General features: G+C 47.3%; 18 protein-coding genes. 12 read left to right on the top strand and 6 right to left on the bottom strand.

What is annotated here, in order from left to right:
* Positions 1–219: 219 nt before the first annotated feature.
* The 5 genes from N836_RS53300 (at position 220) to N836_RS53280 (ending at position 5,853) form a co-directional block, all read left to right on the top strand.
* Complete coding sequence (locus tag N836_RS53300) at positions 220–1,275, top strand: thiamine phosphate synthase (RefSeq protein WP_051394580.1); 1,056 nt, start codon at positions 220–222, stop codon at positions 1,273–1,275.
* 17 nt (positions 1,276–1,292) lie between these two features.
* Positions 1,293–1,520 (top strand): sulfur carrier protein ThiS, encoded by a 228-nt coding sequence (gene thiS, locus N836_RS53295; RefSeq protein ID WP_023073021.1) that lies wholly within the window; start codon positions 1,293–1,295, stop codon positions 1,518–1,520.
* Positions 1,521–1,687: 167 nt separating this feature from the next.
* Entirely contained in the window at positions 1,688–2,641 is a 954-nt protein-coding gene (locus N836_RS53290) for a DUF1517 domain-containing protein (RefSeq protein WP_023073020.1), read from the top strand.
* A gap of 283 nt (positions 2,642–2,924) precedes the next feature.
* Positions 2,925–4,019 (top strand): YdcF family protein, encoded by a 1,095-nt coding sequence (locus tag N836_RS53285; RefSeq protein WP_023073019.1) that lies wholly within the window; start codon positions 2,925–2,927, stop codon positions 4,017–4,019.
* 85 nt (positions 4,020–4,104) lie between these two features.
* Entirely contained in the window at positions 4,105–5,853 is a 1,749-nt protein-coding gene (locus N836_RS53280; RefSeq protein ID WP_023073018.1) for an ABC transporter ATP-binding protein, read from the top strand.
* A gap of 238 nt (positions 5,854–6,091) precedes the next feature.
* Here the strand turns inward: N836_RS53280 and N836_RS53275 are convergent, their stop codons facing one another.
* From N836_RS53275 to N836_RS53265, 3 genes are all read right to left on the bottom strand, one after another.
* On the bottom strand, positions 6,092–7,312 hold the full coding sequence (locus N836_RS53275) for a type II secretion system F family protein (protein ID WP_023073017.1): 1,221 nt from the start codon (positions 7,310–7,312) through the stop codon (positions 6,092–6,094).
* A 121-nt stretch (positions 7,313–7,433) separates the two neighbouring features.
* Positions 7,434–8,573 (bottom strand): type IV pilus twitching motility protein PilT, encoded by a 1,140-nt coding sequence (locus N836_RS53270; RefSeq protein ID WP_023073016.1) that lies wholly within the window; start codon positions 8,571–8,573, stop codon positions 7,434–7,436.
* A gap of 142 nt (positions 8,574–8,715) precedes the next feature.
* Positions 8,716–10,725 carry a GspE/PulE family protein gene (locus N836_RS53265; protein ID WP_023073015.1) on the bottom strand — a complete coding sequence of 670 codons (2,010 nt, stop codon included), beginning with the start codon at positions 10,723–10,725 and terminating at the stop codon, positions 8,716–8,718.
* A 465-nt stretch (positions 10,726–11,190) separates the two neighbouring features.
* Between N836_RS53265 and grpE the strand changes: the two genes are divergently transcribed.
* From grpE to rsgA, 5 genes are all read left to right on the top strand, one after another.
* Positions 11,191–11,892 carry a nucleotide exchange factor GrpE gene (grpE, locus tag N836_RS53260; RefSeq protein WP_023073014.1) on the top strand — a complete coding sequence of 234 codons (702 nt, stop codon included), beginning with the start codon at positions 11,191–11,193 and terminating at the stop codon, positions 11,890–11,892.
* Between the two features lie 422 nt (positions 11,893–12,314).
* Positions 12,315–14,324, top strand: a complete 2,010-nt coding sequence (dnaK, locus tag N836_RS53255; protein ID WP_023073013.1) for a molecular chaperone DnaK — start codon at positions 12,315–12,317, stop codon at positions 14,322–14,324.
* Between the two features lie 102 nt (positions 14,325–14,426).
* Complete coding sequence (dnaJ, locus tag N836_RS53250; protein ID WP_023073012.1) at positions 14,427–15,554, top strand: molecular chaperone DnaJ; 1,128 nt, start codon at positions 14,427–14,429, stop codon at positions 15,552–15,554.
* Positions 15,555–15,576: 22 nt separating this feature from the next.
* The gene (locus N836_RS53245; protein WP_023073011.1) at positions 15,577–15,828 is read left to right on the top strand and encodes a sulfurtransferase TusA family protein; all 252 of its coding nucleotides are present in this window, start codon (positions 15,577–15,579) and stop codon (positions 15,826–15,828) included.
* Positions 15,825–16,931, top strand: coding sequence for a small ribosomal subunit biogenesis GTPase RsgA (gene rsgA, locus N836_RS53240; protein ID WP_023073010.1), 1,107 nt, complete (start codon positions 15,825–15,827; stop codon positions 16,929–16,931). Before N836_RS53245 ends, rsgA begins: the two co-directional genes overlap by 4 nt.
* A gap of 90 nt (positions 16,932–17,021) precedes the next feature.
* Here the strand turns inward: rsgA and cysS are convergent, their stop codons facing one another.
* From cysS to petC, 3 genes are all read right to left on the bottom strand, one after another.
* Positions 17,022–18,473: a cysteine--tRNA ligase gene (gene cysS / locus N836_RS53235; protein WP_023073009.1), complete on the bottom strand. Its 1,452-nt coding sequence runs from the start codon at positions 18,471–18,473 to the stop codon at positions 17,022–17,024.
* Positions 18,474–18,655: 182 nt separating this feature from the next.
* Positions 18,656–19,624 carry a cytochrome f gene (petA, locus tag N836_RS53230; protein WP_031292799.1) on the bottom strand — a complete coding sequence of 323 codons (969 nt, stop codon included), beginning with the start codon at positions 19,622–19,624 and terminating at the stop codon, positions 18,656–18,658.
* Between the two features lie 55 nt (positions 19,625–19,679).
* Positions 19,680–20,222, bottom strand: coding sequence for a cytochrome b6-f complex iron-sulfur subunit (gene petC / locus N836_RS53225; RefSeq protein ID WP_023073007.1), 543 nt, complete (start codon positions 20,220–20,222; stop codon positions 19,680–19,682).
* Between the two features lie 402 nt (positions 20,223–20,624).
* On the opposite strand from petC, the gene N836_RS53220 reads away from it, so the two are divergent.
* Together N836_RS53220 and N836_RS53215 are read left to right on the top strand one after the other, a co-directional pair.
* Positions 20,625–20,936 (top strand): DUF3067 family protein, encoded by a 312-nt coding sequence (locus N836_RS53220; protein WP_023073006.1) that lies wholly within the window; start codon positions 20,625–20,627, stop codon positions 20,934–20,936.
* A 660-nt stretch (positions 20,937–21,596) separates the two neighbouring features.
* Positions 21,597–22,589, top strand: coding sequence for a ribose-phosphate pyrophosphokinase (locus N836_RS53215; RefSeq protein ID WP_023073005.1), 993 nt, complete (start codon positions 21,597–21,599; stop codon positions 22,587–22,589).
* Positions 22,590–22,600 lie beyond the last annotated feature (11 nt).

The following is a 22,600-nucleotide window of genomic DNA, read 5'->3' as shown; positions in this document are numbered from 1 at the left end:
ATGTCGTTAATGCTGAAGTTATTTAGCCTTAGCTAGGTTGTTTAAACCTGGCTAAGTTTTTATGCTTTGAGATTTTGATAGGGGCTTGGACAATTGTCAACCCCTGGCAACAGATTTCTATTAAATTCCAGGGTCGGTTTTCATGTCACGCTCTCAAAATAGTGAGCATAAGGTCTGATCCTGAATTTACAGCTGATACGATAGGAAGGCTTTGCCCTCATGTCTATGCTATCTATGCCCCCTGAGTCGATTGCTACACCCCAGTCTCAGAAAGTACTCTGTCGCATTTTAGACGCCAATCTAGACCGGGCTCGTGAAGGTCTCCGGATTATTGAAGAATGGTGCCGATTTGGTCTTAATGATGCCGTGCTCACAGAACAAATTAAACATCTCCGGCAAACCTTAGGGAGCTGGCACAGCGATGAGCTGCGGCAAAGCCGTGACACCCCTGGAGACACAGGCACCGCTCTCAGTCATCCCAACGAAGAACAGCGCGATACCCTAGACACTGTGGTGCAGGTCAACTGCTGTCGAGTCCAGGAAGCCCTGCGCGTACTCGAAGAGTATGGCAAGCTCTATGGGACTGAAATGGCGAGCGGCGCAAAACAGATGCGCTATAAGCTGTACACCCTGGAAAGCAGACTTCTGGGACATGACTTACGACAGCGATTGGCCAGGGCACGGACTTATTTGGTCACCTCCCCCAGTGAGCGGTTATTAGAAACTGTGGAAGCCGCGCTCAAGGGAGGCATTGATATTGTTCAATATCGGGAAAAAAGCGCGGATGATGAGGTGCGCTTAGAGCTGGCTAGTAAGTTAAAGGCGCTTTGCCACGCCTACAACGCCTTGTTTATTGTTAACGACCGGGTTGATATTGCAGCGGCAGTCGGCGCAGACGGAGTGCATTTGGGACAACAAGATTTACCAATGGCGGCGGCTCGCACTATTTTAGGGCCGTTGCCCATTGTGGGCAGATCGACGACAAATCCAGCAGAAATGGCCCGCGCTATTGATGAAGGTGCTGACTACATTGGCGTTGGCCCAGTGTATGCCACCCCTACCAAACCCGGCAAAGCAGCCGCAGGGTACGACTACATTCGCTATGCTGTGGACCATGCTCCAATGCCCTGGTTTGCCATTGGAGGCATTGATCTTAGCAATGTGGCCACCGTTCGAGAGGCAGGCGCTCCAGGCATCGCCATTGTCCGGGCTATTATGCAGGCTGATGATCCGACCCAGGCGACCCAGGCGTTCAAACAGCATTTTGGTGAATAAGGTTTTTATAATTTCCCATGCACAGTAGCTCTGATTCCGTCTTGATCTCCCTTCAGGTTAATGGCAATCGGCAATCTTGCCCGCTGGGTACCACGTTGCCACAACTTCTAAAACAGTTAGACATGGACCCACGCCTAGTTGCGGTGGAATACAACGGTGAAATTTTGCATCGGCAATTTTGGGAAACCACGGTGATGCAAACAGACGATCAATTAGAGGTGGTCACGATTGTGGGCGGCGGTTAATCGTTAACCAGTGTTAAAACTTGCCAAAGTTGGAAAAAGCCTGCTCCGTTGGGTTGGGGCGGTAATCCCCCCTACCTGAAGCCACTGTCTGACCTAACTAAAGACGTTAGAGTAAAGGTAGCTACATTTTTGGTGAGCTATCTAAGCGTCTTTCTACACTCTGCATCATGAGTCGATTTAAACTGACCCAACTTACGTCTCGGCTACGGCCCTTGTTAAAGCCATTTTTGGTCTGTGTCCTAGCATTTGTTCTGGTCTTTTCTCAGGCTGATGGCGCTTTGGCTGCTCGCGCAGGTGGACGTATCGGTGGTGGCAGTTTTAGAGCCCCTAGACCGAGCCGCACATATTCGTCACCACGCAGCTACAGGGGACCGTCCGGTGGTGGTTACTACCCTGGCGGCGGCTTTGGGTTCGGGTTTCCATTTATAATGCCGCTGTTTGGGTTTGGTGGCGGTGGCTTGTTTAGCTTGCTGGTGTTTTTTGCGATCGCATCCTTCCTAGTCCGCAGTTTCCGCTCCACAGGCATTGGTGAGGGAGAAACCTACACGCCAAATCCAACGGTTTCCGTCGCTCGTTTACAGGTCGGCCTACTGGCTAAAGCACGCCACCTGCAGGATGATCTCAACCGTTTGGCCACCTCCGCAGACACCAGCTCATCCAGTGGATTGGCCAAAGTGCTGCAAGAAAGCACCCTTTCTCTGCTGCGTCACCCCGAATATTGGACCTATGCAGATACCGATACCGTTCAAACCAAGCTAGCGTCCGCCGAGGTGGAATTTAATCGCTTAGCCCTAACCGAGCGCAGCAAATTTAGCCACGAAGCTGTCTCCAATGTGAATAACCAGCTATCTGGGAACAACAGCGCGACATTACCCGACGCAGATAGCTCCCTACAATCTGGCCAGTACATCATTGCAACGGTGATTGTAGCTACCCAGGGTAAACTAACTATCCCCAAGGTCAATTCTGATCAAGATTTAAATCAAGCTCTCAACCAAATTGGTGCAATTCCTAGTGATTCACTGATGGCAGTTGAAGTTTTGTGGACACCACAGGCGAGTGGTGAAACCCTGACCAATGATGAGGTTATTGCACAATACCCCAACCTCAAAGTGGTATAGCGATAAAGTCAATGCAAGCAGTGAGATAACGAATATTCAGCGTCGCTGCGGGAGCCCAGCTAGGGCTCCCGCTTTTGATTTGGCCGGAGCGATCGCAAAGTTTTTTAGGTTTCCTATGAGCTGCAAATCAAATAGTTTGCCAAATGTTTTACAGTTTCGAGCACATCTACGTACAGATCCAGGTATATTGGTTCCGGCTTGAGGGCCTAACCCGGTAGCCGAAAATGAGCTAATGTGCTTAACTTTTGAACAATCTCTCGCGCCTGTTCTCTAAAAGGTTCCCATGCTTGTCCTGCTTACCCGTGTTTTACTTTGGGCCACGATTGGACTTTTGGTTTGGTATATCCTGACCAAAATTATCCCGCAAAAGTATCTGACCTGGTTTGGTGGGGTAGTGGTTTTAACCCTGATCGTAGCTTCATTTGCCGATCCCAATGATGAAACCATTGGCACCATTTGGCGCTTACTCTCACTGCCACTGACACCGCTAGGCGCAACAATTTTACTGCTCGGGTCAGCCATTAGTGACGGCGTGGGAAAAGTCAAAGGCCAGCAGGTAGCAGCGGCTCTAGCCATCTTAGTAATTACAAGTTTGCCGATTTTTAGTCGCTACATTGTTGCCCGCTCAGAATTAGAAGTGCAGCAGGCATTTGCCGAACGGGCAGCGCTATGCGCCGAGGTGTGTCCCGCAGGATTAGAAGGTCCTCGTACAGATCTCACGGGAGCGATTGTTGTCCTGGGCGATGACGCTGGCGATACCACCGCTTCTGTTGCATTTCAGAGCGCTAGCGACCAGGCCTACAACTCTACGCTGGTGCCTCGCTTAATCTATGCGTCTCAGCTTTATGCCGAAGCCCGTCAGGCCGGTGCCAATCCGTTTGTGATTGTAACCGCCGATCCAGGGGGCACCAATGAGGCCAGTCAGGCCAAACGCCAAAACATTAGAACAGTATTGATTAATAATGGCGTGCCTGCCGAAAATATTAGCTTTGAATCCACTGGCTTAAACGTGCATTCTACAGCGGAGAGAGTCGATCGATTTCTACGCAATCAACAAGTGCTACCCCCTAGGAATAACCGTGATGAACCGACCGATCCTAGGATTATGTTGGTCGCCCCAGCTATGACCATGACTCGCTCTGCCTTGACCTTTGAAAATATGGATATGCAGGTCATTGCCAAACCAACTGATTTTTACTCAGTGGATCGATGGTCAGGCGATGACACCTTCTCTCGACTACCTGACATTATTCCCAACGTCGATGCCCTCCAACTCACATCACGTTACTGGGATGAAGTGCTCACATCTACCTATTACTTCTTGCGAGGCTGGCTACCTGACTTTGACTTCGGCTGGGACCCCAATATTGAGGTCTAAGCCTGATAGTTTGGCAGGCAGGCTGAGTGATTGAGTACTACGATAGTGAAGCAGCTCAGGCTGCAGGCGCGTTTCGAGTACTTTTATGGCACAGTCTAGGCTGAAGTATCTAACCAGCTATCTTCAACCCCACCGTCAATATCTGACCTTGGGTATTGTGACTCTGCTGGTGGTCAATATTCTGAGTGTTTGGATTCCCTTACTTATTGGTGATGCGGTTGAGCAACTTAAAATCGCGTTAAGCCAAGGGACAATTCTACGCTACGTGATTTTGATTTTGGCCCTGGCAACGATTATGTGGGTTATCCGCATGGCCTCACGGGTGTTGATATTTGGGGTGGGTCGCAAGGTTGAATTTGACCTCAAACAGCGAATTTTTGAACATTTGCTGTCCTTAGAGCCAGCGTATTTTGCAGAAAATACGATTGGAGATCTGATTAACCGAGCCACCAGTGATGTGGATAATATTCGCCGTCTCCTCGGGTTTGCAGTGCTCAGTTTGGCCAATATTTTATTTGCCTACAGCTTTACTGTGCCTGCCATGCTTCGCATCAGCGTACAGTTGACCCTGGTAGCTCTGGCAATTTATCCAGTCATGCTGCTGCTGGTGGGCTCCTTTAGTAATCGTCTACGGCAAGAGCAGCTAGATGTCCAGCAATCTCTATCTGACTTGAGTACGTTGATTCAGGAGGATATGAGCGGCATCGGCTTGATCAAAATTTATGCTCAAGAAACCAATGAGCAGCAAGCCTTTGCTCAGCGTAATGATGCGGTACTGGAAGCAAACCTCCTACTGGCACGCACTCGAAATACGCTGTTTCCGCTACTGGGAGGCTTGGCTAGTCTGAGCCTAGTCATTATTTTGGCCGTCGGTGCTCGCAACATCGCAGCGGGGACACTAGCGGTCGGTAATTTTGTTACCCTCTTGCTCTATGTCAATAATCTGGTCTTCCCAACGGCTCTTTTAGGATTCACTATTACCTCGTATCAGCGGGGTGAAGTAAGTGTTGATCGGATTGAAGCAATTTTTGCCGCACAGCCGAAGGTAGCCAATGCTGCTGAAGCAGAGGCACTGCCGGTAGTGGAGGTAACCGGTCGATTGCAGGCAAAAGGGCTAACTTATCAATATCCTGGTACAACAACACCTGCTATTCAAGATATTTCATTTACCATCGAACCGGGTGAGACTGTAGCTCTAGTGGGCCCCATCGGCTCAGGAAAATCTACCCTAGCTAAAGCGTTACCGCGAATTTTAGAAATCCCAGAGGAACAGCTGTTTATTGATGATCACGATGTGACTCAGGTGGCATTGCCGGATCTGCGTAGAGCCATTGCTTTTGTGCCTCAAGATAGTTTTTTGTTCAGTACTAAAGTCAAAAATAATTTGCGGTATGGAGTGCCCCTGGCAGAGATGCCGGAAATTGAGCAAGCGGCGAAACTGGCCCAGATTCAAGGTGAAATTCTCAACTTTCCGAATCAATATGACACTATCGTGGGTGAACGTGGTATCACCTTATCGGGAGGACAACGACAACGCACGGCTTTGGGACGCGCATTGCTGGTTGACGCGCCCATTTTGGTACTGGACGATGCCTTATCCAGCGTTGATAATCAAACGGCAACTCAGATTCTAGATAACCTATCCCACGGTACTCAGCGTAAAACGGTTCTTTTTATTACTCATCAGATGTCAGCGGCAGCAAATTGCGATCGCATCATCGTTATGGAACAAGGCCGCATTGTTCAAACAGGTTCCCACGACAGCTTGGTAACACGCTCTGGTCTATATCAGCAACTTTGGAACCAACACAAACTCAAAGAAGTTCTCCAGTAGGCACTACGGCAAAAAACGGAAGAATGCACACAGAGGAATGAAAAAATGACTGAAGGATTAACGTTTTAAGGTTCTAAATGGTCCTAACCAACCCTTCAACTGCTATGGGTGGTGACCAGAGCAAAAAATGCCTGGCGATATTTCGTCGCCAGGCATCCAACCAGAAGGTTAACTGAATGCGGATAACTGCTGATTTTGCTTAGCAATCCTCACAAAATCATCGATAGCCTTTACTCACCTATTGAATAGCACCAGGAAGTGCAAAGATCGGTAAGTACATTGCCACCAGAATCGAACCAACCATACCACCCAGGAAAATGATCATAATCGGCTCCATGATGCTGGTTAAAGCCTTCACAGCCTGCTCAACCTCATCTTCATAGAAGTCTGCAACCTTCATGAGCATTTGATCGAGTTCACCGGTTTCCTCACCAATGCTAATCATCTGGATCGCCATCACTGGAAATACCTGGTGCCTTTGCAAAGCCAAACTAATCATGCCCCCGGTCTGAATTTCGGAGCGAGCCTCCTCAATTGCATTGGCAATTACCTGGTTACCTGACGTATCTCGGACAATTTCCAAAGCTGTCAAAATCGGCACACCCGAGCGAGAGAGCGAACCAAACGTGCGGCAAAATCTTGCAGTGGCAGACTTCTGAACTAGATCACCAAAGAGTGGCAGCTTCAAAAACAGCCGGTCCATAGTTTCTCGACCAGCACGGGTTTTGTAATACTGGCGGTATACAAAACCAGCCACGATTAATACAGCAATCGTTAATAAAACTAGTACCGGATTACGCAGAAATCGGCTAATGCTAATCATGAATTGCGTAAAAGCCGGTAACTCTGCCCCTAATTCGGTAAAAATATTCTCGAAAATAGGCAAGAGAAACACCGTCATACCAATAAAGATGGTGACCGCAAGCACACCAACTGTTACTGGATAGGCCATTGCAGATTTAATCTGGTTCTGCAAGCGATTGAGATCTTCTAAAAGCTTAGCCAGACGGTTTAGGACTTCGTCCAACACACCACCAACCTCACCCGCTTGAACCATACTCACATACAACAAGTCAAAACTTGATGGATGTTTACGCATGGAATCAGACAGATTATTACCCTGTTGCACATCCGCGTTGATCTCTAAAAGTGCCTTTTTTAATTTTGGGTTAGGACACTGCTCACCCAAAATGCCAATGCCTCGAACCAGACCAACGCCTGCGTTCACCAAAGCCGCAAACTGACGTGAAAAAACTGCCTTATCTTTTACTGAGACCGAAACCATAGAGGTCCTGATTTCTTCCCAATTAAGGTTCAGTGTTCGATCCTGTTTGATGCTCTGAATGTAAACTCCACGCTCCTTGAGCATCGTCCGAGCTTCACCCGGCGTGGCCGCAACAACTTTCTCGCGCCGGGTACGGCCCGTAGTATCTCGCCCTGTAGCAACGTAGGTCGGCATGGTTTTACCTCTACAATCTTTTATGCTTAGAAGTCATTGAAGGCTTTATACAGGTTGTCCAAGTTTTAGGCAACCCTCGATAGCGACCAGCAAAGAACTGTTGAGCAATAACAACTCTTCACTAGCGACGTACACCTGTAGCCGGACGTCCTCGTTGTGCCTGACCTCTATTTGTAGTGCCTGCACCACCTGCATTAATTAATCGCTGCAGTTCATCGGCTCGGGACGACTTACCTATGGCCTGCTCAAAACTGATAGTTCCAGCTTTATATAAATCAGCCAAGACCATCTCTAAGGTTTGCATACCCAGCTTAGCGCCAGTTTGAATAGCTCCATAAATCTGAGCTGTTTTACCTTCTCGAATCAAGTTGGCAATAGCTGGGGTAACGACCATGATCTCTTGAGCCATCACTCGACCAAATTCTCCAGGCTTGGGATTAGCTTTTGGGATCAATGTCTGGCTCAAAACAGCAGCCAAAGAGTTAGACAGCTGCACCCGTACCTGCTGCTGCTGCTCTGGAGGAAAAACATCTACCATTCGGTCGATAGTCTGGGCCGCAGAACTGGTGTGCAAAGTACCAAAGACCAAGTGACCGGTTTCAGCTGCTGTGATAGCCAGGGAGATCGTTTCTAAATCCCGCAGCTCACCCACCAAAATCACATCAGGATCTTCCCTTAGTGCAGCTCTGAGAGCATTAGCAAAACTCTTAGTGTCTTCCCCAATCTGGCGTTGATGGATCAAGCTCTTGATAGGCTCATAGACAAATTCAATCGGATCTTCAACCGTCAGAATATGTTCAGCTCTCGTGTGGTTGATGTCATTAATCATGGAAGCCAAGGTCGTTGACTTACCAGACCCTGTTGGACCAGTTACCAAGATCAGGCCCCTGGGCTTACGGGCAAGTTCAATCACAATATCTGGTAAGCCAAGCAGCTCAGCACTGGGAATTTTGGAACTTAGAGCCCTTAAACAAGCTGCATAAGTGCCTCTATCTTTATAAACATTGACTCGAAAACGAGCCAGTCCCTTGACCCCATAAGAGCAATCTAATTCCCAGTTTTGCTCTAAGTGCTTCCGCTGAGTATTGTTGAGCATACTGAAGATTAACCGCTGACACTGCTCAGGTGTCATAGGTGGATGCTCAGTCGGAGTGAGATGACCACTAACCCGAATATAGGGTGGCAAACCCGCTGAAAGGTGAAGGTCAGAACCACCCCGTTCAACTACTTCTTCCATCAAGTCTTCGATCATCATTTCCATGGGGCCACCTCAGGTAGATATCTACAAAATTGTTGTCAGCAAAAATGCTGGGCAAATAGCAGGGATACTTGGCAGAGCTTAATGTCAGTAATGGAGATGATTGTACCCACTCCACCTTGACGAATTACATCATTCAATCCAGCTAATTAGACTGGAAACGGGGGGTTAGACAATATGGACAATCTAACCAATCATGATGTAATTCTGCATTACAGGTCGAGCAGATTAAAACACTCTTACGTCTAGCTTTGAGCTCAGCCTCTAAACCTGTGTCAGTAAATGTCACACGTTCTACCTCATCCAAAGTGGTGTAGCCTTGCTCTACTAAATTAAGGCTATAGGACAGTAGAGTTTGCATACCTTCTTCAACGGCAGCCTCCTTAATATGTTCTGCAGGGGCTCCATCTGAAATCATTTTCTGTAAATTTTCGGTGATGCGCATTACTTCATACACACCAACTCGACCTTTGTAACCTGAACCCTGGCAAGTTTGGCAAAGCTCACCAGCAGCTTTCACTGTCTCAACTTGATCTGGAGGAACCGTATTGGCACGGTAAAACTTAATATCACCTCCAGACGAACTGAGCCCAAACCGTGCTAATTCCTCATTATTAGGTACATAAGCTATCCGGCAATCAGTGCATACACGCCTTACCAACCGCTGAGCAAGAACCCCAATCAAGGAGCTAGATACCTGGAAGGCTTCTACCTCCATTTCATTTAAACGGGAAATAGCACCTGCCGCATCGTTAGTATGCAACGTAGTTAAGACCAAGTGCCCAGTGAGTGCCGCCTCAATAGCTGTTTTTGCCGTTTCAGTATCACGGGTCTCACCCACTAGAATCACATCGGGATCTTGCCGCAAAAAAGCACGTAGAAGCAATGGAAAGTCAATACCCTTCTCACGAATAACTTGTACCTGCGTAATGCCTGGTAGAGCATATTCAATCGGATCCTCTGCCGTACTAATGTTAATGCTTGGATCGTTCCGTTCTGCAAGGACTGAATATAAAGTCGTTGTCTTACCTGATCCTGTAGGTCCAGTTACCAGGATCAAACCGTAGGGGGAACTTGTCATATCCCGAACGATCTTGAGGGTTTCGTCATCTGTAATCAGCTTATCTAGACCAAGCTGAGTATTCGTATTATCTAAGATTCGTAAAACGACTTTTTCACCATAGCGGCTGGGTATCGTACTCACCCGAAAATCAACCTTACGTCCCTGGAAAACCCTTCGAATTCTACCGTCCTGGGGAATTCGTCGTTCAGCAATATCCAGCTCAGCAATGATCTTTAAACGAGCTGTAACCGCTGGAATAATTTTTTTCGGTAGCTTTTGAAAAGCTTGACGCAAAACCCCATCACGGCGAAAGCGAATACGTAAAAACTCCTCTTGGGGTTCGACGTGAATGTCAGAAGCATCTTCCTGTAAAGCTTTAACCAGTATTTTATTGACTAGTGCAATTACGGGTGCAGCGCCTGCATCCTGTACAGCCGTACTTAGATCTGCTTCTTCATCTAAAGCTTCCTCCAGTCCGGCATCGTCTAGATCCAGGTCCTCTAAATTAGTGTTAACATCAACAGCCTGTTCAAAATCTCGCTGCTTTTCCTTAGCGACTTGATCATCTAAATAGGCTGAAATCATCCGTTGATAGTCTTCAACGGTAATAACCATGCGACGCAACTTTAAATTCTTGGGTCGCAAAATACGATTTAGATCATCCTGAGCTTCCAGATTTTCTGGGTCCACCATTGCTACCAGCACGGTAGAAACCTCATTTTGAGTAGTTTGAGAAAGGGGCAACAAACGATGACGGCGACAAATATCTACGGGAATCAACTCATCAATGAGATTGCCAACTTTTGTATCGGATACGCTTTCAATCTCAGGATCTAATGACTCGACCCCATAAAGAATCTTAAGTTCGAATAGCTGTTGTTTTTTATACTGCCTTAAAAGCTCTGGACTTAACTGCTGACCTGTCAGTGACTCTAGAACATCTGTTAATGAGCGTCCTGACTTTCGACTTTCAACCAACGCCTGCTGCATTTGGTCTGTATCAACATACCCTGCTTGAATCAGCTGGTTGCTAAATGGCGAAAAGCTTCTTTGTAAAACAAGCGCTTTCCGAGATGATGAGGAATTTGTCATAGTCGCCGCAGAAAATCCTTACAGAAGGTTGCCCACAAAACGCTTCTCTGTAGACAGCTATAGAAAGAGAGTAAACCCCTATGAGTTGGGGATACTTTTACAATGTCACAGCATATTATTGTAAAATGCCGTTTCATTTCCCGATAATAGCTTGAACAATAGCATCCAGCTAGCCGCATCAAAGACTATTGTGCATTTACGAGGAGCATGAGGAGGCTAAATCACTGTAAGGTGCCACTTAATTTATGTAGTCATTACGTTGCATAATGCACTATTGTGATACGTCTAAAGTGAAAGTGGTTGAATAAACTCTACAAACCAGGGGCTGATAAGACCTATAGAATAGAGAGGTAGCTTTTCTGTCTGAGCCTCTTCTGCGAAGAGGTTTTGGAGTGAGCAACTCGCTTCAGGCATCAGCGTCTAAGGAAATTATTACTCCCTGTGTTCTGTTATTGATGAGGTTAAATGATGATAGAGGACGTTAATCCAGCAGAAAGCAATTCTATTGAAGAAGATGAAGCATCTGAGGCTACTAGTGGGGTAGATGCAGATATCGAGGAGCTTAAAGCTGAAGACGCCGATATTGATATTGATTTTGAGAATGAATTTTCCGAGGTAGCTGATAATGCAGCGTCTGTTGATTCTTCCGTTAATGAAGAAGCGGACGTATCTGAGGCTGACGTAGCGGTTATTGCTGGATTAGAAGAGCAAATAGCGCAACTCAAAGCACAGCTAGAAGATAGAAACAGCCAGTATCTGAGACTTACAGCTGATTTCGAAAATTTTCGCAAGCGTACTAGTCGCGAAAAAGAAGACTTGGAACTTCAGGTGAAGTGCAATACGATCAGCAACATGTTAGAGGTCGTAGACAATTTTGAGCGGGCTCGGGCTCAGATCAAACCTCAGAACGATGGTGAAATGGCTGTTCATAAGAGCTATCAAAGTGTTTATAAGCAGCTGGTAGAAGCTTTGAAGCGTATCGGTGTGGCACCAATGCGTGCAGAAGGCAAGGAATTTGATCCTAATTTGCATGAAGCGGTAATGCGCGAACCAACAGATGAACATCCTGAAGATACAGTCATTGAGGAGTTGGTAAGGGGTTATGTTCTAGGAGAGCGAGTTTTGCGCCACGCCATGGTGAAAGTTGCTACCCCTCTAGAGGGGTAACCTAAATCGGATTGTAGGTTAAGTAAAGTGTTTACCCAGAACATAGCTGTGTTGTCAGCTAAAACTAACTTGGTTATAAAGCTTTCTTGAATATCAAGGCGCTTTGTTAGAGTTTATGGTTTTGGGTATTGTATTTATATTGGAGAGTAACCTCAGCATTTTTTCAGAATATGCTGTCTACAGATACTTTCTGTGGGTATGTGTTACTTACAGGGTGTAGCCATATAGCAATATTTACTTAAGCTTATATGTCGGTTAATCCATAAGGTTAATACTCGCTTAGCTGCCTACGTCCTTCTCGATGGTAATTGCCATTTCTATTAGTTAGTTAAGGGTAGGATTTGGAGTCAAGTTAGTATTTCAAATCTAGTGGATCTCTATTTCTAAAATTGTGTGATTTTCTGGAGTAAGCAGGCTCTCAGATGGGCAAAGTTATTGGCATTGATTTAGGAACTACGAATAGCTGTGTTGCAGTGCTCGAAGGTGGTAAGCCTGAGGTAATTACCAACACGGAGGGCGGACGGACAATGCCAAGCATTGTTGGTTTTGCGAAGAATGGCGAACGGTTAGTGGGGCAGCTAGCAAAGCGTCAAGCCGTTACAAATGCAGAGAATACCATTTACAGCATCAAGCGCTTTATCGGTCGCCGCTGGGAAGATACCTCCAGTGAAAGAACACGAGTTCCTTATACCTGTGTACGTGGGAAAGATGACACAGTCGATGTTTTAATTCGCGGCAAAGCTTACACACCCCAAGAAATTTCTGCAATGACCCTGCAGAAACTGAAGCAGGACGCGGAGGCTTATCTGGGTGAAGCAGTTACCCAGGCTGTGATTACGGTTCCAGCTTACTTTACTGATGCCCAGCGCCAGGCAACGAAAGATGCTGGCAAAATTGCTGGACTTGAAGTACTGCGCATTATCAATGAGCCAACGGCTGCCGCACTATCCTATGGCCTGGATAAGCTTGAGCAAGACCAGACCGTCTTGGTATTTGACCTAGGTGGGGGCACATTTGATGTCTCCATACTGCAACTTGGAGATGGGGTCTTTGAAGTAAAGGCTACGTCCGGCAATAATCATCTGGGTGGTGATGATTTTGACAATAGTATTGTCACAGCGCTCTTGGATCAATTTAGAGACCAAGAGGGCATGGATCTTTCCACAGATCGCATGGCTTTACAACGAATCCGTGAAGCAGCTGAAAAGGCTAAGATTGAGCTTTCTAGTCGGGCAACAACCTCTATTAATTTGCCGTTTATTGCGGCAGATGAAACCGGGCCAAAACATTTGGAGTCTGAGCTGTCTCGGACCAAATTTGAAGAATTGGCAAAGTCACTGATTGCAGCAACATTAGAACCAGTTGAACAGGCATTGAAAGATGCTGAGCTTACTCCCGACGATATTGATCGAATTCTATTAGTCGGAGGTTCTACTAGAATTCCGGCAGTACAAAAAGCAATTTCTGACTATTTCAATGGTAAGACGCCTGATCGGTCTGTGAATCCGGACGAAGCCGTCGCGCTAGGGGCATCAATTCAAGCAGGTGTATTAGGAGGTGAAGTCAAAGACTTATTACTTCTAGATGTGACGCCGCTCTCTCTTGGAATTGAAACATTAGGCGAAGTATTTACTAAGGTAATTGAGCGTAATACTACGATCCCTACTAGCAAATCACAGACCTTTTCAACGGCTACCGATGGCCAGACATCAGTAGAGGTGCATGCATTACAAGGTGAGCGGGCGATGGCTCGAGACAACAAAAGCCTTGGTCGATTTGAGCTAACTGGCATTCCACCAGCCCCCAGGGGAATCCCTCAAATTGAGGTGTCCTTTGAAATTGATGCCGATGGCATTCTGCAAATATCCGCTAAGGATAAGGGTACAGGTCGAGCTCAAAGTATTCGCATTACCAATACAGGCGGCCTCACATCCAGTGAAATTGATAAAATGCGTGAAGAAGCAGAGGCCTATGCTGACGATGATGCTCGCCGGAAAGTAGTGGCTGAGATGAAGAATAAAGCAGACACCCTCTTCTACAGCTATGAGTCAACGATGCGGGAAAATGCGGATTGGATTAGTGAGGAGCGCAAGGCTCAGGCTCAGGAATCAGAGATTGCACTCCGGGCAGCTTTGAACAACAAGGACATTACGCCTGAAGAACTTCAAGAAGCACTAGATGCCCTGCAACAGACTATCTTTGCCATTGGTGCTGAGATGTACCGTCAGGTTAATGAAGACAACTATGACATTGCGATGGATGAGACAACTCCAGATATGTCCTCTTCTGCACCTTTCGAAGAAGTTTCCTCTGAGGCACCCCCAGTAGAAGAGCCTGCTGCTGCAACCTCTGAAGCAATTGATCTGCTCGCCGATGATCCTGAGTTTGATTTGGACGCCACGATAACGGCGGACTATGAGGCGATTGAATAGTAACCGAATTATGGAAGTACGGGAATTGCGAATTAGTAATGTGCCGTGCTTACGTAGAATAGTTGGGTAGGTTTCCAGTTGTCGTTGTTAAGCTAGCATTCTATGGCTCGTGATTACTATGAGGTACTCGGTGTTTCCCGGGGGGCCGATCAGGATGAGGTAAAACGTGCTTATCGGCGGCTGGCACGTAAGTATCACCCCGACGTTAATAAAGATCCGGGTGCAGAAGATAAGTTTAAAGAGATTAATCGCGCCTACGAGGTTCTGTCTGAGCCAGAGATTAGAGCCCGGTATGATCGTTTTGGTGAAGCGGGTGTTGGCGGAGCTGCGGCTGGTGGCGCAGGCTTTCAGGACTTTTCCGATATGGGTGGCTTCGCCGACATCTTTGAAAGCTTTTTTAGTGGGTTTTCGGGTGGTCCAACTCAGGCTAAACGTCGTGGTCCCATGCGTGGGGATGATCTACGGCTTGATCTGAAACTGGATTTCACTGAGGCAATTTTTGGTGGTGAAAAGGAGATTAAAATCAGCCACCTGGAAAATTGCATGACCTGTAAGGGATCCGGTGCAAAACCAGGCACACGTCCTCGTACCTGTTCAACCTGCAGCGGTTCGGGTCAAGTGCGTCGTGCAACTCGAACACCATTTGGTAGCTTTACTCAGGTTTCAGCCTGCCCTACCTGTAACGGGACAGGGGAAGTCGTTGAAGATCGGTGTGAGGTTTGTAACGGTGCAGGACGTAAGCAGGAAACTAAAAAGCTCAAGATTACCGTCCCTGCTGGTGTTGACAATGGTACACGCCTGAGAGTTTCCAATGAAGGGGATGCGGGGATGCGGGGTGGCCCACCGGGTGACTTGTATGTGTATTTATTTGTCAAAGATCACAGCAAATTTAAGCGCGATGGCATCAATGTGCTGTCAGACTTGAAGATTAGTTATTTGCAGGCAATCTTAGGTTGTGAGCTGCAGGTAGATACAGTTGATGGACCGTTGGAGGTTCAAGTGCCATCCGGGACTCAACCCAATACAGTATTAACTTTGGAAAACCGTGGAGTACCTAAGTTGGGGAATCCAGTAAGTCGTGGTAATCATCTATTGACTGTTCTGGTTGATATTCCTACCAGAATTAAGGCTGAGGAGCGGGAGCTATTGGCCAAATTGGCCGAAGTTCGAGGTGATTCAGTTTCAAAAAAGGGGCTTGAAGGATTTTTAGGTGGCCTGTTTAAGGGCTAGTCATTGGTGGGGGTTCTGTAATATGGCGGATGTCTTGAATAAACCTGATGAGCGGTTAGATTTACGTGGGACACCCTGCCCTCTAAATTTTGTGCGTACCAAGCTTAAGTTGCAACGAATGCCTGTCAGTGAACTTTTAGAGGTTTGGCTAGATGCCGGGGAACCAGTGGAGCAAGTTCCCGATAGTTTACGCTCAGAGGGATTTTTGATTGAAGGACTAGAAGCAAGTCCAGAAGGTTATTTCACCTTACAGGTACGACGACCTACGGTATGAAAGCAACCACGCGCCTATCGTCTGCGCCAGGCACCGTGGTTGCCTGTCAGGCCAACTACTATCAGGTAAGGCTATCTCTGGAAACCTATAAACCACTGTACTTTTTGTGTACCCGCCGGGCTCGTTTGAAAAAACTTGGACAGCAGGTAGTCGTAGGAGATCAGGTAGTCATTGAGGAGATGGACTGGCAAGATCAGCGAGGTGCGATCGCAACTATACACCCTCGCAACAATCTGCTCGACCGTCCTCCTATTTCCAATGTGGATCAAATTCTGCTGGTATTTGCGCTAGCCGAGCCCGTCTTAGACCCCATACAGCTCAGCCGATTTTTAGTGAAAGCAGAATCCACAGGTATTCCCGTTACCCTTTGCCTGAACAAGCGCGATCTGCTTTCTCAAACCGCCATTGACCAATGGCAAACCCGACTAGAAAACTGGGGTTATGAGCCTTTGTTGCTCAGCGTCCGTGATGATAAAGCCTTACCGACTGCCCTACTGGACACCTTAAACCATCGCGTCAGCGTAGTTGCCGGACCTTCGGGCGTGGGCAAATCAAGTCTGCTAAATCGGTTGGTGCCTGATGTTAAAGCCCGCACTAATGCTGTCTCGGGTAAGCTAGGTCGAGGCCGTCACACTACACGCCATGTGGAATTATTTGATTTGCCAACCGGCGGTTTACTGGCTGATACTCCGGGATTTAACCAGCCCGATATCACCTGTACCGTCGAAACACTGATGACCTGTTTTCCCGAGATTCGACAGTGGGGAGGACAATGTCAGTTTAATAACTGCCTCCATCGTGACGAACCGGGCTGCGATATTCGCGGTGAGTGGGAGCGGTATGATCACTATCTAACTTTACTTGACGAGGTTCTGCGCCATCAGCAACAGTTGGAACATCGCCCCGATGCCGAAGCAATTGAAAAAGTAAAGATGGGTAGCGATGGTCAAGCGCATCACGAACCAAAACTAGAAGCTAAGAAATATCGCCGTACGTCCAGGCGACGGCGGCATCAAGATTTACAAGATATGTGCTACGACGTCATGGGAGCCAATTCCATTGATGACTTAGATGACGCCGTGCTAGAGGAATATGGGTTTTAAGGTGAATCTTCTTCTTCGTTCCAAAAACTTGCTTCTAGCTGCTGAATATTTTTACAAGAATTTCGATAGCACTGGACCATTGGTCTACTTTTACCGATGCCACTCAGTTACACCACCTGGCTTATCAATGAGAGTAATGCCCAAGGCGGCCAGATCATCCCGAATTTGGTCGGCTAGAGCAAAGTCTTTGGCCTTTTTAGCGACTAATCGCTGATCAATTAAAGCGGCAATTTTCTCATCGCTGGGGCCTTCATTATCTACGGGAGGTACATCGGGGGTTGTTTCGATACCCAACACCTGAGCCAGACACACCAGGGTATACCATTGCTGCTTGAGACAATCACTATCGGCATCTGCTTTACCCTCATGGATCAAGAGATTTCCTTGACGACGCAGCTCCTTAGCCAGCTCAAAGAGAACGGCTACGGCTTCTGGCGTATTGAAATCGTCATCCATAGCTGCCTGGAATCGCTGGACCGCATCACTCTCATAGTCGAGTGCTAGGGTATCAAGGTCGGTCCACTTCAATTCTGAGCCATGATTGGCACCAAACAATAGGCCATCCTTAAGAGTTTGCCAGCTTTTGGCAGCCGATGAGATCGCATCAGCCGTAAAGTCCACCGGCTTACGATACTGAGCCTGACAGAGAAAGAGTCGTAGCGCCATTGGATGCAAACCATCCTCTGCATCCAGCAGCTGACGAATCGTGGTGAAGTTGCCCAAGGATTTAGACATCTTTTCACCATTTACATTCACCATGCCATTGTGCATCCAGTATTGGGAAAGTGGATGCCCCGTAGCCGCCTCGGACTGAGCGATTTCATTCTCGTGGTGGGGAAAGGTCAGGTCACCACCGCCCATATGGATATCGATAGTGTCCCCCATGCGATCGCGAACCATGGCCGAACACTCAATGTGCCAACCCGGTCGTCCTGGTCCCCAAGGCGATTCCCAGGCAGGTTCCTCTGGTTTAGCCGCTTTCCACAAAGCAAAATCAAACGGATCGTGCTTTTTGAGCTCACCGCTACCAACTCGACCACTGGCACCAGCCTGCATGTCATCTAACTTACGGCCCGAGAGCTTACCATAACTCTCAAATTTGCGTACTTTGTAGTACACATCACCACCAGCCGCATAGGCATATCCCTTTTGTTCCAATTCACCAATTAGCCGCTTAATGCCATCGATGGTGTGGGTGGCATAAGTATACTCATCGGCCTCCAGGATATTGAGCCGCGCCATATCTTCGTGGTAGGCCTCAATAAAACGCTGAGAAACAGCCTCCATAGTGATGCCTTCTTTACGGGCACGGTTCAAAATCTTGTCGTCAATATCGGTAAAGTTCTGTACATAGTGCACATCATAGCCGCGCCATTGCAGGTAGCGGCGTACGGTATCCCACACTACATAGCAGCGAGCGTGCCCTAAATGGCAGTAGTCGTATACTGTGACACCGCAGCAGTAAATCTTGGCTGTACCAGCAGTCAACGGCTGAAAGGGTTCTTTACGGCGAGATAAGGTGTTGTAAAGGACGACGCTCATAAAAGTGGCTTTTTAGTCAGATAGTTTTCTATGGTAAGTCGCTTTGGGACAGGACGATACGGCTGGGGAAACTGCTAATCACACTGACTAAGTGTTGCCCCGAACCCACATTACCCATCAAAAAGGGGAAGGCACTGATAGCACCTTCCCCAAGCTTTGTAGCTCAAGTTAATAGACTGCACCTAGAAGGTGACGTTAGCAGCCTGGACAGTTTCAACCTGCTTCTTCTTAAGCACCAACATAATCTGAGTTACCGCTGCCGCTCCTAAGAAGGCTAGCAAACCCTTAATACGTCCGGAACTTTGTAACACAATCTCAGTGTCATGCTGACCAAAACCACCCACATTGGGATCACTGGTAAGCGGTGCACCCGCTTCAACAGCATCACCCGCAGCCACAATCAGCTCAGGACCAGGCTGTAAGCTTTCGGTCACAGTCTCACCGTCAGCCGTCTTAATAGTCACCTCAGTGCTGTAATCGCCCTTAGCGATATCGGTAATAACGCCTCCTTGTGAAGCTGTGTAAACTACGTTGTTAGTGGATTGACCCGTAGGGTAAACCTGACCACGACCACGGTTACCACCAACATGAACCTGATACTTACCGAAGCTAATATCCTTGTTCGTAGCTGGATCAGGAGAAAGCACGGGGAAGACAATTTCCTGATACTGATCACCAGGCACAGGACCTACTAATAGCCAGTTTGGATGCTCTTCGCTGTAAGGCATGAAGTAAGTACTACCGACTTCTTCCTTAATCTCTTCAGGTATACGATCTTCAGGCGCTAGCTGAAAACCGTCGGGTAGCATTAGCACTGCACCTACGTTGAGAGCCCCCTTGCTACCGTCACCCAACACTTGCTGAGCATCAAGGTCATAGGGCACCTTAACAACGGCCTTAAATACAGTGTCAGGTAGAACAGCCTGAGGTACTTCAATCTCGGTTTTTTTCTGACCCAGGTGACAGTTGGCACAGACAATGCGGCCAGTTGCCTCACGGGGAGTGTCGTAGTTTTCTTGTGCCCAGAAGGGATAAGCCGATGCTGATTGAGCGTTGGTTAGCACCAGGCTGAGGGTTGCGATCGCAACTAAAGCACCCGAAGCAATAGTCTTCAGCAGCCGATTGAACACGCTTAAAAAATTAAATTTCATCCGTCGCACGCTAGCAATCCAATTACGTAGAGAGAAATCAAATGAAACAGACAACTTAAGCCCACCAAGGAGCATCGCCTGTCCTAAAGTCAGTGTCAGTCCAAGGACTCAGAGTTACCTTGTCATCATCAGATACGCTTGTTTTAGCCAGCGCCAAAGACAGAGGGGCCGGACCACGAACTACCTTACCAGCTGCATCGTACTGAGAACCATGGCAGGGGCACTTAAACTTGTTCTCGCTAGCATTCCAGGGAACAACACAACCTAAGTGAGTGCAGACTGCATTGACAGCATAGTTATCAATAGTGCCATCGTCAGTTACGACCAAATACGTTGGATCACCCTTTAAGCCTTGAACCAAAGAGCGGTCACCAGCACCGTGGGTCTCCAGGTAGCTAGCAGCTACAACATCATTACCCAGTTCATCCTTAGCAGTAACACCACCACCCGCTGAGCCACTGCTCGGAGGTAAAAAGTACTTAACAATGGGATAAAGAGCACCCAAAGCCGTACCAGTCGCTGCTCCAAAGGTGAGCAGATTCATAAATTGGCGACGTCCTAAATCAGGGACATCAGGGTTTCCAGAAGCTTGAGCCATAACTGTCAGACTATATATGCGAGTATGAATCCAAAGGCTGCATCGCCCATTGCAAGTCCCTGTGACTGGTAGCCGAAAGTACATTTACGGCTCATATCGTCACAGAAATTTGCAAATTACTATGAGTATTATTACATTTTGCCGCCTCAGATAAACTCCTCTTCTTGAGGCTAACTGCTGATAATCATCACTTTCATATGAGTTAGCTACCTGGTTTTTACTACTGCATGATTTTGCAAATAGGGACTCAAACCCTCATCAGGTAACTACTAGCATTGAAGCTTCTAAAAATTGAACGACATCGAACTAAGCCTTTAAAATCTGTATCTGATTTACTTCTCAGATTGGCGCGTTATCTGAAATCTTGTAAACAAATGTAAAAACCAATCGACTTAGAAGCCTATGACCCCCGAGAACTTTCAGGAACTACTTATTGACAAATGGGGATACTCATTCGATGTACAGATCCGTAAGACTTCCACTAAAGTCTTTTTTCAGGTGATGTGGCGCTATTTAGAACAGGTTTCTTTCCCCATGGATGAGGACGAATACTTGGCGCATTTGCAAGATATAGTTCTGTATCTTGAAGCGATGGGGTGCTTAACTCAAGTCAAGGCGGCAATCGAACAGACTAATGAACGTCCTAGATTAGGTAAAGCTGTGAGTATCCCTATCGATTTGGGAAGACGGGCATCTGAATGGCTCCTTGAATGATTCAGATGCCAGATTTTTAAGCAAAACTATCACTAACTTAGACTGAGATAGCAGTATTTAGCCGTCTATAGCGTGACCCGCCTTAACAGGTTGCTTAATAAACTGATATGCAGAAGGGATGTACTCCGCGCTTACAAGTCTGATAAAATTTTGTCCTAGGAATGTATTATAAAATACACATATGCCGCTAGGCTTACGGGTTAAGCGGTAATTCAATTTTTAAAAAATATTCTGGCCTCCTTTCAAGTCACTTAATCGGCACGAAAGTTAGTTAAAGCCATGACTTTAGGACTGGCACTGCTCAAATAAGGACATAGAGAGGCTAAAGATAATATCCCTCATCGAGGGTATATATCAGTGATACAGAGGATGACTTAGGCGGTTTGGCCAAACTTCTGACCAACCCAGCTCTCAGTTATGAGTCCCTAAGAGCATCATGTGCTTCTAGATCTACCAACATCCCTTTTTCTGATAGCCAGCGATAGAATACTTAACTTCTTTAATACCGTTGAGTCGTTCAGCTAAAGACTCAGTACTTACATCAAGTCCAGATATCAATGTGTATCTAGGATGTCTCAATTGGAAAAAGTCAGACAGAATTTTCCTGAGACCGATGTTACGATTTGCATGAACTCGCTAAGTATGCTTTGAGGGCCTGCCGTGATCAGCTCTGCAACACTGCCTGCTAAACCAACTCTGCCCAGTTTAGAAGACAACAGCCGCCTGAAACTGTTTTCAGGGTCGTCAAATCCCACTCTTTCTAGGGAGGTTGCCCGGTACTTGGGAATTGACTTAGGACCTATGGTCCGTAAACAGTTTGCCGATGGTGAACTCTATGTGCAAATCCAGGAATCTATCCGTGGGTGTGATGTTTATCTGATTCAACCCACCTGCCGACCGGTCAATGATCATCTCATGGAGTTACTGATCATGATCGATGCCTGCCGACGGGCTTCCGCGCGGCAGATTACAGCCGTGATTCCTTACTATGGCTACGCTCGAGCGGACCGTAAAACCGCTGGGCGTGAATCGATTACGGCTAAATTGGTCGCTAATCTAATCACCAAAGCCGGGGCTAGCAGAGTACTAGCGATGGATTTACATTCATCGCAGATTCAAGGGTATTTTGATATTCCCTGTGACCACATCTACGGGGCTCCCGTACTCGTTGATTATCTCGCCAGTAAGCGGCTAAGCGACCTGGTTGTCGTCTCTCCCGATGTTGGTGGAGTCGCACGAGCACGCGCCATTGCTAAACGCCTCAATGATGCACCTTTGGCCATTATTGATAAACGTCGGCAGGCTCACAACGTTGCTGAGGTGATGAATCTGATTGGGGATGTCAACGGCAAAACCGCTGTATTAGTCGATGACATGATTGATACAGGCGGTACCATTTCTGAAGGAGCTCGATTGCTCCGGGCACAAGGAGCCCGACAAGTATATGCCTGTGCCACCCATGCCGTATTCTCTCCACCCGCCGTTGAACGGCTATCCAGCGGTGTCTTTGAAGAGGTGATTGTCACCAATACGATTCCTGTGCCATCAGAGCATCAGTTTGCCCAGCTCACCACCCTAACCATTGCCAATTTACTCGGCGAAACTATCTGGCGCATTCATGAAGAAAGCTCCGTCAGCAGCATGTTTCGATAAAGTGTAAAAAT

Origin of the sequence: Leptolyngbya sp. Heron Island J, assembly GCF_000482245.1 — a bacterium.
Taxonomy (GTDB): Bacteria; Cyanobacteriota; Cyanobacteriia; order Phormidesmidales; family Phormidesmidaceae; genus Leptothoe.
Note: the sequence above shows the minus strand (reverse complement) of the source record. Positions and strands in the feature narration are given on the sequence as shown.

Excerpts from the sequence above, each read along its gene's own strand:
- N836_RS53300 (WP_051394580.1), top strand. The coding sequence starts at position 220 with ATGTCTATGCTATCTATGCCCCCTGAGTCGATTGCTACACCCCAGTCT.
- thiS (WP_023073021.1), top strand. The coding sequence starts at position 1,293 with ATGCACAGTAGCTCTGATTCCGTCTTGATCTCCCTTCAGGTTAATGGC.
- N836_RS53290 (WP_023073020.1), top strand. The coding sequence starts at position 1,688 with ATGAGTCGATTTAAACTGACCCAACTTACGTCTCGGCTACGGCCCTTG.
- N836_RS53285 (WP_023073019.1), top strand. The coding sequence starts at position 2,925 with ATGCTTGTCCTGCTTACCCGTGTTTTACTTTGGGCCACGATTGGACTT.
- N836_RS53280 (WP_023073018.1), top strand. The coding sequence starts at position 4,105 with ATGGCACAGTCTAGGCTGAAGTATCTAACCAGCTATCTTCAACCCCAC.
- N836_RS53275 (WP_023073017.1), bottom strand. The coding sequence starts at position 7,312 with ATGCCGACCTACGTTGCTACAGGGCGAGATACTACGGGCCGTACCCGG.
- N836_RS53270 (WP_023073016.1), bottom strand. The coding sequence starts at position 8,573 with ATGGAAATGATGATCGAAGACTTGATGGAAGAAGTAGTTGAACGGGGT.
- N836_RS53265 (WP_023073015.1), bottom strand. The coding sequence starts at position 10,725 with ATGACAAATTCCTCATCATCTCGGAAAGCGCTTGTTTTACAAAGAAGC.
- grpE (WP_023073014.1), top strand. The coding sequence starts at position 11,191 with ATGATGATAGAGGACGTTAATCCAGCAGAAAGCAATTCTATTGAAGAA.
- dnaK (WP_023073013.1), top strand. The coding sequence starts at position 12,315 with ATGGGCAAAGTTATTGGCATTGATTTAGGAACTACGAATAGCTGTGTT.
- dnaJ (WP_023073012.1), top strand. The coding sequence starts at position 14,427 with ATGGCTCGTGATTACTATGAGGTACTCGGTGTTTCCCGGGGGGCCGAT.
- N836_RS53245 (WP_023073011.1), top strand. The coding sequence starts at position 15,577 with ATGGCGGATGTCTTGAATAAACCTGATGAGCGGTTAGATTTACGTGGG.
- rsgA (WP_023073010.1), top strand. The coding sequence starts at position 15,825 with ATGAAAGCAACCACGCGCCTATCGTCTGCGCCAGGCACCGTGGTTGCC.
- cysS (WP_023073009.1), bottom strand. The coding sequence starts at position 18,473 with ATGAGCGTCGTCCTTTACAACACCTTATCTCGCCGTAAAGAACCCTTT.
- petA (WP_031292799.1), bottom strand. The coding sequence starts at position 19,624 with ATGAAATTTAATTTTTTAAGCGTGTTCAATCGGCTGCTGAAGACTATT.
- petC (WP_023073007.1), bottom strand. The coding sequence starts at position 20,222 with ATGGCTCAAGCTTCTGGAAACCCTGATGTCCCTGATTTAGGACGTCGC.
- N836_RS53220 (WP_023073006.1), top strand. The coding sequence starts at position 20,625 with ATGACCCCCGAGAACTTTCAGGAACTACTTATTGACAAATGGGGATAC.